Origin of the sequence: Sulfurimonas sp. (assembly GCF_047622445.1) — a bacterium.
In the GTDB taxonomy this organism is placed as follows: Bacteria; Campylobacterota; Campylobacteria; order Campylobacterales; family Sulfurimonadaceae; genus Sulfurimonas.
Genome location: NZ_JBLHOE010000033.1, coordinates 23,648 through 33,787 on the forward strand (window position 1 = coordinate 23,648; position 10,140 = coordinate 33,787).

Below are 10,140 nucleotides of genomic sequence, written 5' to 3' on the forward strand. Positions count from 1 at the left end.
ATTCCTGTTAATATAATAGTAAGGAAATATTTTATGGTAAGTATATTTTTAAAAGAAGATAATATAACTGTTAGAGTTTCCACTGGTAAGAGTTTAAGAGAAGTTGCCCGTAAAACTGGTGCTTCTATGGAATTTGGATGTAGAGTTGGGGATTGTGCTACTTGTATAGCTAAAGTTATAAAAGGAAACAATTATTTAAATCCAATTAACGAGAAAGAGCTTCTAGCTTTAGATGCAATAGGCACGAAAGAGGACAATCTACGTTTAATGTGTCAATGTATAGTTGAAGCTGAGGAGGGCGAGATAGAAATCTCGTACTTTTTTTGATGGATAACTTAACAGCACAAATATCACCTAGTGTACATTTTATCGGTGCGTTTGATCCTAAAATACGTACCTTTGATATTATTATGAAAACAGCTAATGGAAGTTCCTATAATAGTTATATAGTTCGTGGCTCTGAGGGCGTAGCTATTATGGATACTGTTAAAAAAGAGTTTAGTAATGATTTCTTTTCTCGTCTAGAATCTTTATGCTCATATGATGAAATAAAATATATCGTTCTTCACCATTTAGAACCGGATCATTCTGGCGCCTTAGAAGAACTAATGAATCGTGCTCCTAGAGCAAAACTGATTATTTCTGGTCGCGCGGTTATAATGTTAAAAGGGATTATAAAAACGGACATTCCTTTTGAAACTGCAAATACAGGTAAAAAAATATCTTTAGGTGATAAAACTATAGAATTTTTAAGTACCCCTTTCCTTCATTGGCCAGATACTATGAGTTCTTATTTACATGAAGATAAAGTTCTTTTTAGTGGAGATGTTTTTGGTTCTCACTACTATGATGAACGTTTATTTGATGATGAGGTGGGAGATTTCTCTTACGCTTTTAAGTATTATTATGAGCATATTATGCGTCCATTTAAAAAGTATGTTCTTGAAGCACTCAATCTTTATAGTCGTTTTGAGATAAAAACTATTGCACCACTTCATGGTCCTATTTTAAGAACAAATCCACAATTTTATATAAATAAATATCAAGAGTGGAGTAGTGATGCGAGGTTTAGAAAAAATACTTTTGGAAATAAAATGCTCTCAGTTTTTTACATGTCTAGTTACGATAACACACACAAGATGGCTGAAGTTATTATGGAAGGGGCTGACACCATCGATGGGATAGTTGCAAGTATGTATGATTTAGCTTCTTTAGATGAGAGAAATATGATTGATTTACTAGAAGAGAGTGATGCAATTATTATTGGTTCACCAACAATTAATGGGGATGCTGTAAAACCTGCATGGGATTTACTTTCATGTATGGCATTTTTAGAATCACAAGGCAAAGTAGGTGCTTCATTTGGTTCCTATGGATGGACTGGTGAAGCACCTGAGATGTTACATGACAGAATGAGATGGTTGAAGTTTAGACTTCCTGTAAAACCTATAAAAATCAAGCTCATTCCTACTGAAGAAGAACTTAATGAATGTTTTGTATTTGGTAAAGAGGTTGCAGAAATTACAATGGGCAAAATGGTGGAGATGGAGATATGAACGAATTAGAATTAATGGAAAAAGATATAGCTGCTCTTTTGCATCACTATGGTGTAAATGCTTATGCACAGACTATTTTAGGTAAATGGATAGCTTATGAGTCTTTGAAGATGAATCATCTGTATGAGGATTTGGGATTTAAAAGTCGTACTGAAATGGGTAGGTTTATGAAAAAAAACTATCCTCTTTTAGCAGCGAATAAACCAAAAGATAAACTTTGGAAAAAGTATATTTACGACAAGATAGGAAAAATAGCTCCTGCATGTGTAAGTTGTGATGACCAATTTAATTGTTTTAAATGTATCGTAAGTGAGATAAGCGCATGATAACACCTTCAATATCAACAGCCCAACTTTATAAAAATATAGATATTTTATTAGATACAGATACGCCACTATTTATTCATGGAAGTCCAGGAATTGGAAAGTCATATATAGTTGCTGATGTAGCAAAGAAAAAAGGTTTGGAGCTTGTGGATGTACGTTTATCACAAATGGACCCTGTAGATTTACGTGGTGTTCCATCAATCAAAGATGATCAAACTCTTTGGATGCCACCCGTCTTTTTTCCAAAAGATAAAAACTCAAGTGGAATTTTATTTTTAGATGAGTTGAACTCTGCTCCACCCTCTGTTCAAGCTGCAATATATCAGTTAGTTTTAGATAGAAAGATGGGTGAATATGAACTTCCTAAAGGCTGGAGAATTATCTGTGCAGGTAATCGAGTAAGCGATAGAGGAGTTGTATTTCGTCTTCCATCTCCATTAGTTAACCGTATGGTTCATCTTCATGTTCAAGCTCGTTTTGAAGATTTTAAAATCTTTGCACTAAAAGAGAACCTTCACCATTTTGTTATAGGTTTTTTAGGATTTCGTCCTGATTTACTCTCAACAGAACCACTCATAGAAGATGACGCTAACCCTGCGTTTGCAACGCCGAGAGCTTATTATATGCTTTCAAATATTTTAAAAACAAAACAAGATATAACTACCTTAACGCCAATCATTTATGGAACCATTGGTTACAGTTCAGGGATAGAGTTTACTTCTTATGTAAAAGTGTATGAGGAGTTACCTGATGTGGCTGCTATATATGAGGGGAATTATCCAGAAATTAAAAATCAACCAGCACTCTTGTATGCACTTGTATCTGCTTTAGTTGAGTACTACAAAAGTAGTGATGAGCATAAAAAACATCTTTTTTTATTTTCAGAGACATTGCCAACAGAGTTTGCGGTTATGCTAATAAAAGATATTGTAGTTAAAGATGAAACCTTAGCTTCATATTCTGGGTTTGATACATGGTTGGAAAAATATGGCGAATATATCATCTAGTTTTCTTACAAAATTAGAAAAAATTCGTGTTCAGTTTCTTTTTGATCATCCATTTTTAAGCGTTTTAGCACTCTCTCTTCCTATGGAATTTCGTAAAAATATTCACGAAGCTTTCGAGACAAATGGAAAAATAATTTTTGTTGATCCAACGTTAAGCGAATATATAAAAGAATCACAATTAAAATATATTTATGCTCATACACTTCTCCATATACTCTTAAAACACCCTTTTAGAATGAGCAAACGTGATCATGGTATTTGGAATAAAAGCAGTGATATTGTGATAAATATTCTGCTTAGTGATTTTGAGAGAGTAGGCGAGAGACCTGAGAATGAAGTTATGTTGGAAAAGTTTCGTGAAAAAAGTGTAGAAGAAGTATATAACATTTTATACGAAGAAAATAAAGATGGAGAAGGCACTCCAGATGAAGAAAATCCAAAAGAGGATAAACTAGACCTCATAGAAGAAGAGGGTGATAATAATGCAGCTATGGAGGAGATAGATGCTCTTATAGTTCAAGCTATGGGAGCCGCTAGCAAACAAGGGAATATTCCTTCTTCTTTTTTAGAAGTAATAAAAGAGGTTATTCGTCCCAAAATTGATTTAGAAACACTACTTCATACTTACATGAGTGAAAGCTTTTTCGACAAAGAGATAAGTTTTTCACACCCAAATCGTAGGTTTATACATCAAGGTTTATATCTACCGGGTTATAAGCGTGAACGAAATAGACTAAATTTATATATTGCCCTTGATAGGTCTATGAGTATAAGCTTAGAAATATTTTCAAAATTTCTAGGGATAATTGATTCTGTATTACGAATGAGTGCTGATTTTGAAGTAAGTGTAATTCCATTTGATGAGAGAGTTGATAAAGCAAAAATAGTGAGGTACGATTCTCAAGATGAGAAACCAAAGATAGAATTTGAAAAAGGAAATGGCGGGACATTGATAGAACCAGTTTTTGAGTACTTGAAAAATCATAGTGAGATAGAATCAACTCTCATAGTTTTAAGCGATGGACTCTTTATGATAGAAAAAACACCTGAATTAAACACTTTATTTTTAGTAAGTCAGAAAAAAAATATAAAAAAATTGGAGGCATTTGGTGATGTTTTCTATTTTGATTTGTAAGCTTATTTAATGCCTGAGTTGAGTTATAAAGACGAGATAGAAGCTCTGCAAGATGAGAGTGATTATGAAAAGAGGGGAGATGATCTTTATATGTACCATGAAGATGAAGAAGCCAGACTAGAATGGGCATTTTATAGACCATCTGGTTCTCATCCAAAGCAGATTCAAGATCCAAGTCATATAGTTGCTATTATGGCTTTTAATCATTCTCGCTTGGGGGCTCTAGAGCGTTTTAATCTTTTAAGTCATGAAATAATAGATGATGAAGTACTTAGACATAAGATACGAAATCGTAGTCGAATGTTGTTTCGAGCAATGATAGATAATAATTTTAGTGATTTAATTTCTGTTTTAAAAAAATATCCTGTCTTTTTTGATTTAGCGTATGACCAAATGATAAATGGTCGCATATGGAATGAGATATATGCACAACCTCTTTATGCATCTATATTTTTAGAAATATCAAAAGAAAGAATAAATGATCATTTACTTATTGGAGTTAAACGTAGGTTAGCACCTATACATTCATTGAGTGTTGATGAGTCAAAAGTTTATTTAGATGGACTAATCAGTCAAGTACAAAACTTGCATATCATATTAAAAGAGCATTATGTCCAAGAGTTTGAGAAATGGATAAGTGGGACTACTCTCCATCCACTTCAAAAGCTAATTTGGCAAAAAAAAATAGAGAAACTAAAGGAAAAATAATGACAAGTATGATTAAAAGTATAATGAAGGCTATTTACAATTTAAGTGATGAAGATAATTACAATTTATATGATGCATATGACATTGCAGAGTATTTAGGACTTGAATTAGCTATTGTTGAACAAATTATTGAGACTCTTATAGAGGGTAGATTTGTAAGTGAATGTATGAATCTTGATGATGATGGCTCTCAAACTTATTGTTTAACAGATAAAGCTATCGATTTGGTTGAAGTTGGATGAATCTTGTAATTTTTTACGAAAAGCCTGGTTGTCTTACAAATGAAAAACAGAAAATGGCTTTTAGAGATTCAGGATATAAAGTTATAGAACGTGACTTGTTAAATCATGGAATGAGTGAAGAAGAATTATTTCAGTTTATCAAAAATATGCCAGTGACAAAGTGGTTCAATCCTAATGCCCCGCAGATAAAAAGTGGTGAAGTTGTTCCTGTAAAATTAAATGAGAAAGAGGCCTTAACCTTAGTAACTAATAATCCAATTTTATTAAGAAGACCTTTGTTGATAATTGGTAATAAAAAGTTATGTGGATTTAACCAATGGTTTATGGAAAAGACTTTTAAAGTAAAGTTAAATACAAAAGTATCTAATCAATGTGTTAGAAAGGCAGAAAAGCATTAGATATTTTCTAATGCTTCTTTAATCTGGGATAAGGCTAGTTTTTTAGCATTTTCCTCTTCTTTTGCACTCCACCAGTACTCTATAATTTCGTGTTCAATTGTTCCAACAAGATTTACGGGCAAGTTCGCAAAAACTTCATATGAACTGACATCTGCAGAGTTTATTCCATTTTTCTTCGCAAGTTCTGTAATGATTTCACGTATTGATTTTTCTATATCAGTTAGTTCTGGTAGAGGTATGCCATCTTCTGGTTGCTGTTGAACTCGTGCGTAATCTATCCATGTTTTTATCTCTTCTTCTAGATAGTCATGTCCATATACTTGGTAGCAAAGTATCCTCTCAGAAGTATATACAATCTCATCTTCTTCTTCAAGTGCATCAGAAGATCTAATTACTCCCTTGTTTAGATAAACCTCAATTCTTTGATTATCATGTAAAGTTGAAGCCGTTTCAAAAGCATTTCTAGCTTGTTTTAGTAGTCCATTCTCGGTTTTTTCGTAATCCATTTTTAATTCCTTATTTAATTTTAGTTCATGTACGGTATATCTAATACAGCGTCTCTGTCTAGTGAATCATATAAATATGTATCTGTACATTTGATTTTTAGTATAGTTTTTGTCAGCACTATTTTTTGTAGTGGATGTAAATTTAACTTATGTACAGTTTTAATAACTGTTTTGATTAAATGACTAGTAATAATCGGATGCCAAGATGAATGATTGTTTTCAATAGCAATAGAAAAATCTGCTAATTGCTGAGAGTTCATATCATCTAACTTGGGTAATTTTCTTATTACATTTCTAACAAACTGTTTTGAAAAATAATCTTCACCAATAAAGAGTAGTTCTGAAGCCGCATTAATATTAGCATCATTTTCACTATAACTGTACGCATATCTAAAATGCTCACAAACCCACTCAATATACTTGGGGTAGTGAGTGAGTATATTTACTAAATCTATCAAATCCTGGTCTATAAGAACTTGAAAAAGTGTAATTGTATTTTTACTCACTCGTCTCCAATGAGGTTCACTCTCTTGAAAATTGTCTTTTTCTAAAATGGGACGATACTGCTCAATATTTGTCATATCATCAAGTATATAAGTTTTTCTCTTATCCAAATCACTCATGATGTTTTTATATTATTATAATCCCAAAGGTTTTTGTAACAGGAATCAAGTGTTGATAGAGCAGCATCAACGAGTATTAAGTTATGCATACTCGGATATTTTTCTTTAGGATGTTCTTTGTACCAAGCTTCTACTTCTTGTTTAAGAGCATCTCTTTGCAGAACAGTTTGCCATATCATTTCTTTTATTTCTTGCATCTCTGGAGTGATGACTTGATTAATTACTTGCATCCGCATTCGCAATTCTCTGTTGCGGTACCTGAATCCAAATAAGTTGAAGCATTTGATCTATCAACTTTTACAAATTTATTGTCTTGTATCTTTTGAACAATTTCAGATAGACTCATAGGCTCTTTACCAATATAAAAAATATCTACACCACTTTTGTTAAGTTCTTTAAATGGTCCATCGCCCATATATGAGTATGTAATTGAAGTGACACCATACTCTTTTAAGTATTTAGCTGTTTTTATTCCATTCCCACACTCTTTATTTTTTATAAATTCAAAAGATTTTTCCTTTGACTCATATATGGCAAACATATCAACATTTCCAAACAATTTTGATGATTTTTTGTCGAGTGATGCTGAGTCAATTGGTATAGCAATCATCGTTACTCCTTCATTATAATGTATATTATATTTTTGTTAGTGCAAATTTAGTTCTAGAACAATTTATGCAAATTTCATTTTATACAAGGAACACAAGAATGAAAGATTATGAACTAGACTATTATGGTTTTTCAAATGAAGATGGAGATGGTTTCATGGCTATTTTTGTCCTGTTTCCAGATATAAAAGGCATTGGCGATACTTATGAAGAGGCTAAAATAGATGCTTACGAAAGATTGGAAAACTATTTCAACACTAAAGGAAAATATTATGGGTGAAACGTTTGATAAGGCAATAATAGAGTTTGAGAAGAAAAACTATAATGGAGCATATGGACTTTTTGAGGAGTCTGCAGATGCTAATCCAAATGCAATGGTTAATCTTGCAATTATGCATATGAAAGGTCAAGGTTGTGAGAGAAGTAATGTTATTGCAAAGAACTGGTTTGAAAAGGCTGCTGAGCATAGTCATCCTCAAGCATTAAACTCTCTTGCAATTTTCTATGAGAAAGGCATGCACGGTGAAGTAGACAGAGGTAAAGCTCTAGAGTATTACAAACAAGCAGCAGATTTTGGGAATGTTGAAGCTCAACTAAAAGCAGGAATGCTATTTAAAGAAGATGGCAAACATACACAAGCTATGCGATACCTTATAACCGCTGCGCATAATGACAATTCACAGGCTCAGGAAATTATAACTTATGTAAGTAATGCTGATAAGTCTATCGAGTTAAATAAAGAATTTAGAATCTTAGATGGTTTAAAACAAAAAGCACTCATAGATAATTTACTTCAAACGAAAATTCGTCCTACTTTAGCTGTGGATGGCGGTGGTATAGAACTTTTAAACTATATACCTGGTGAAAAACCTCAAGTTTGGCTTAGTTATACAGGGTCATGTTCTGGATGTCATCTTGGTTCTACATCAACAGCAGATATGCTATTAGACAATTTTCAAACAATGATTGACAAAAATGTCGTACTTTATTTAATGTAGGAATGAAATGAATCACATAGAAGCAACAGTAACTGATATAAAAAAAACTGACATAATCACATATATAGACGTTGAATGTGGAGAGACTACTTTGAGACTCATTAAATCTAAAGCACCTATTTGGTTATCTGAAGGTGATAAAGTCAATTGTGACTTTCAAGAAGTTTCAGTATGTGTGAGTAAAGAATGTCCAGGTAGAGTATCTATAGAAAATAGACTTTCAGCGACTTTGAAGGATGTGAGAAAAAGTGAATCACTTTGTGAACTAACATTTGATAGTAGCCTTGGTAAAGTCATTTCATTAATCACTACAGATGCATACGAAAATTTAGGCCTAGAGCTTGAGTGCAAAGCTACAATACTTCTTCGTGGTATAGATATTAAGATTAGTCCAGTTATTGAGTCTGTATTCTCTGAAACTAGAACAAAATATGCAAACTAACATCTAAAGTAATAAAAAGGATTTAAAATGGCTGTAATGATAACTGACTTATGTATTAATTGTGGTGACTGTGCTCCTGAATGCCCAGTGGCTGCAATATTAGAAGACTCAAATGAAAAAAACCCACATAGTGGTGAATACTTTTATGTAAAACCTGAAACATGTGTTGAATGTGTAAGTCATGCTGATGAACCACGTTGTGCTTCTGCATGTCCTACTGAAGGATCAATAGTTTGGGATATGCCTTATACTACTGATTTTGAAGAGTATTATCTTGCTGGTCACGAAGCGGGAACTTATAAAATTCGTGAACATAAGAAAAAAGGGATGATGCTTCCATCTGTTAAAGCGCAAGCTTTTATGGAAGATATTAGTATGGATATGCGCGAGTCTCGTGCAAATGTAGCGAGCTAAGAGAAAAGTATTATGTATATAGCTTTTGCATCATCAACTGGTATAAAAATTGATCAACATTTTGGTTACTCGAAGGTATTCTATCTTTATAAAGTAGGAAAAGATAGCTCAAAACTACTTACTATTATTGATAGCTCAGAAGAACCAGAGGGCGAAAAAGAGAAGTTAAATTATAAAATAGGAACAATTTCTGAGGCAAACATTATGTATTGTACACAAATTGGTCCAACAGCATCTAAGATGATTCAAGCAGCTGGAGTACATCCTGTTCGTGTTGCTGAAGATGAAACTATACAAGATGCTATAGTAAAACTACAAGATATGCTGAGTAATTCCCCAGCACCTTGGCTTCTTCGCATTTATCACAAAGCTGAGGCTCGAAGTGCATAATGGCTGTGTTGTGTGAAAATACCATAGATTATATAATTAAAAGGAAATAATAATGTCTGTAATAATTGATGAAAGCTGTATAACTTGTGATGCTTGTTTGCAAAATTGTCCAGTAAATGCGATAGTTGATGATAGTGAAAATCCAACTGGTGAAAATCGTTACTATGTACAACCTGAAAAGTGTGTTGAGTGTGTTGATTTGTTTGATGATCCACAATGTGCTGCAATCTGTCCAAGTATAGGATGTATTACATGGGATATGACATTTACAAAAGAGTTTGATTCTCATTTTTTAAATGAAGAATTATATAAACTAGGAACTAAAACAGGTCAAGTGAAATCACCTATGTTTAAAGAGAAAAAATATAGAGAAGATATTCCATTAAGCTCACGTGGTATTGGTAAAGAAGTTCAAGTTGAGCCAGAAGAGTTAGAAGTAGGTTAATGTATAATCTAGAAAACCTTGAGATAATCGCTAATAACTTAGATAGTTTTCAAAAGTTTTGTGCGATTACAGTCGCTTTAAAAATTGCTGATGACTCTTGTAAAATGGATGCGTATGAAAAAAGTATTTTTATGGCTCTTTATGATGCTATTTTAGATAAAAAAACTGATTTTTTTGATGATAGTGTCTTTGAATTAATCTCTACAGCTTTGACTACTCCAAGTGCAAAAGTGTATGGAGAGATTAAAAAGTTAAGAGAATCTGCTATGGATATGATAAGTCGTCCAAAAATGAAGTCTTTTAAAGCTGAGTTTCGAATACAACTCTCACAATAGATGGAAA

The 10,140-nt window shown here is 32.8% G+C and carries 19 protein-coding genes; 15 read left to right on the plus strand and 4 right to left on the minus strand.

Translation table 11 applies throughout. The annotated features are described in order from the left end of the window. Window positions 1-33: 33 nt before the first annotated feature. From ACI9TV_RS08840 to ACI9TV_RS08875, 8 genes are read left to right on the plus strand one after another with little or no spacing between them, the layout of a single operon-like run. On the plus strand, window positions 34-327 hold the full coding sequence (locus ACI9TV_RS08840; RefSeq protein WP_415250418.1) for a 2Fe-2S iron-sulfur cluster-binding protein: 294 nt from the start codon (window positions 34-36) through the stop codon (window positions 325-327). Continuing rightward, a complete protein-coding gene (locus tag ACI9TV_RS08845) occupies window positions 327-1,556 on the plus strand; it encodes an FprA family A-type flavoprotein (RefSeq protein WP_415250419.1) in 1,230 nt (409 codons plus the stop codon). Before ACI9TV_RS08840 ends, ACI9TV_RS08845 begins: the two co-directional genes overlap by 1 nt. Further along, window positions 1,553-1,882 carry a nitrogen fixation protein NifQ gene (locus tag ACI9TV_RS08850; RefSeq protein WP_415250420.1) on the plus strand — a complete coding sequence of 110 codons (330 nt, stop codon included), beginning with the start codon at window positions 1,553-1,555 and terminating at the stop codon, window positions 1,880-1,882. Before ACI9TV_RS08845 ends, ACI9TV_RS08850 begins: the two co-directional genes overlap by 4 nt. Then, window positions 1,879-2,889: an AAA family ATPase gene (locus ACI9TV_RS08855; RefSeq protein ID WP_415250421.1), complete on the plus strand. Its 1,011-nt coding sequence runs from the start codon at window positions 1,879-1,881 to the stop codon at window positions 2,887-2,889. The genes ACI9TV_RS08850 and ACI9TV_RS08855 overlap by 4 nt, the downstream gene beginning before the upstream one ends. Next, window positions 2,870-4,024 (plus strand): DUF2201 family putative metallopeptidase, encoded by a 1,155-nt coding sequence (locus tag ACI9TV_RS08860; RefSeq protein WP_415250422.1) that lies wholly within the window; start codon window positions 2,870-2,872, stop codon window positions 4,022-4,024. Before ACI9TV_RS08855 ends, ACI9TV_RS08860 begins: the two co-directional genes overlap by 20 nt. Window positions 4,025-4,033: 9 nt before the next feature. Then, window positions 4,034-4,732: a hypothetical protein gene (locus ACI9TV_RS08865; RefSeq protein WP_415250423.1), complete on the plus strand. Its 699-nt coding sequence runs from the start codon at window positions 4,034-4,036 to the stop codon at window positions 4,730-4,732. After that, window positions 4,732-4,974 (plus strand): hypothetical protein, encoded by a 243-nt coding sequence (locus tag ACI9TV_RS08870; protein ID WP_415250424.1) that lies wholly within the window; start codon window positions 4,732-4,734, stop codon window positions 4,972-4,974. Before ACI9TV_RS08865 ends, ACI9TV_RS08870 begins: the two co-directional genes overlap by 1 nt. Beyond that, entirely contained in the window at window positions 4,971-5,372 is a 402-nt protein-coding gene (locus ACI9TV_RS08875; protein WP_415250425.1) for an ArsC/Spx/MgsR family protein, read from the plus strand. The genes ACI9TV_RS08870 and ACI9TV_RS08875 overlap by 4 nt, the downstream gene beginning before the upstream one ends. Here the strand turns inward: ACI9TV_RS08875 and ACI9TV_RS08880 are convergent. From ACI9TV_RS08880 to ACI9TV_RS08895, 4 genes are read right to left on the minus strand one after another with little or no spacing between them, the layout of a single operon-like run. After that, window positions 5,369-5,878 carry a hypothetical protein gene (locus ACI9TV_RS08880; RefSeq protein ID WP_415250426.1) on the minus strand — a complete coding sequence of 170 codons (510 nt, stop codon included), beginning with the start codon at window positions 5,876-5,878 and terminating at the stop codon, window positions 5,369-5,371. The two genes, ACI9TV_RS08875 and ACI9TV_RS08880, sit on opposite strands and share 4 nt — an antisense overlap. A gap of 20 nt (window positions 5,879-5,898) precedes the next feature. After that, window positions 5,899-6,501: a hypothetical protein gene (locus ACI9TV_RS08885; protein WP_415250427.1), complete on the minus strand. Its 603-nt coding sequence runs from the start codon at window positions 6,499-6,501 to the stop codon at window positions 5,899-5,901. After that, entirely contained in the window at window positions 6,498-6,731 is a 234-nt protein-coding gene (locus ACI9TV_RS08890) for a hypothetical protein (protein ID WP_415250428.1), read from the minus strand. Before ACI9TV_RS08890 ends, ACI9TV_RS08885 begins: the two co-directional genes overlap by 4 nt. Next, window positions 6,722-7,111, minus strand: a complete 390-nt coding sequence (locus tag ACI9TV_RS08895) for a NifB/NifX family molybdenum-iron cluster-binding protein (protein ID WP_415250429.1) — start codon at window positions 7,109-7,111, stop codon at window positions 6,722-6,724. Before ACI9TV_RS08895 ends, ACI9TV_RS08890 begins: the two co-directional genes overlap by 10 nt. Before the next feature lie 98 nt (window positions 7,112-7,209). On the opposite strand from ACI9TV_RS08895, the gene ACI9TV_RS08900 reads away from it, so the two are divergent. The 7 genes from ACI9TV_RS08900 to ACI9TV_RS08930 are packed head-to-tail and all read left to right on the plus strand — an operon-like array spanning window position 7,210 to window position 10,133. Further along, window positions 7,210-7,389 carry a hypothetical protein gene (locus ACI9TV_RS08900; protein ID WP_415250430.1) on the plus strand — a complete coding sequence of 60 codons (180 nt, stop codon included), beginning with the start codon at window positions 7,210-7,212 and terminating at the stop codon, window positions 7,387-7,389. After that, a complete protein-coding gene (locus tag ACI9TV_RS08905) occupies window positions 7,382-8,107 on the plus strand; it encodes a NifU family protein (RefSeq protein WP_415250431.1) in 726 nt (241 codons plus the stop codon). Before ACI9TV_RS08900 ends, ACI9TV_RS08905 begins: the two co-directional genes overlap by 8 nt. 7 nt (window positions 8,108-8,114) lie before the next feature. Continuing rightward, window positions 8,115-8,549 carry a TOBE domain-containing protein gene (locus ACI9TV_RS08910; protein ID WP_415250432.1) on the plus strand — a complete coding sequence of 145 codons (435 nt, stop codon included), beginning with the start codon at window positions 8,115-8,117 and terminating at the stop codon, window positions 8,547-8,549. 27 nt (window positions 8,550-8,576) lie between these two features. Then, window positions 8,577-8,963 carry a 4Fe-4S dicluster domain-containing protein gene (locus ACI9TV_RS08915; protein ID WP_415250433.1) on the plus strand — a complete coding sequence of 129 codons (387 nt, stop codon included), beginning with the start codon at window positions 8,577-8,579 and terminating at the stop codon, window positions 8,961-8,963. 12 nt (window positions 8,964-8,975) lie between these two features. Beyond that, window positions 8,976-9,353 (plus strand): NifB/NifX family molybdenum-iron cluster-binding protein, encoded by a 378-nt coding sequence (locus tag ACI9TV_RS08920; RefSeq protein ID WP_415250434.1) that lies wholly within the window; start codon window positions 8,976-8,978, stop codon window positions 9,351-9,353. Window positions 9,354-9,405: 52 nt separating this feature from the next. Continuing rightward, a complete protein-coding gene (locus ACI9TV_RS08925) occupies window positions 9,406-9,798 on the plus strand; it encodes a 4Fe-4S dicluster domain-containing protein (protein WP_415250435.1) in 393 nt (130 codons plus the stop codon). Further along, window positions 9,798-10,133, plus strand: a complete 336-nt coding sequence (locus ACI9TV_RS08930) for a hypothetical protein (protein ID WP_415250436.1) — start codon at window positions 9,798-9,800, stop codon at window positions 10,131-10,133. Before ACI9TV_RS08925 ends, ACI9TV_RS08930 begins: the two co-directional genes overlap by 1 nt. Window positions 10,134-10,140: the final 7 nt, after the last annotated feature.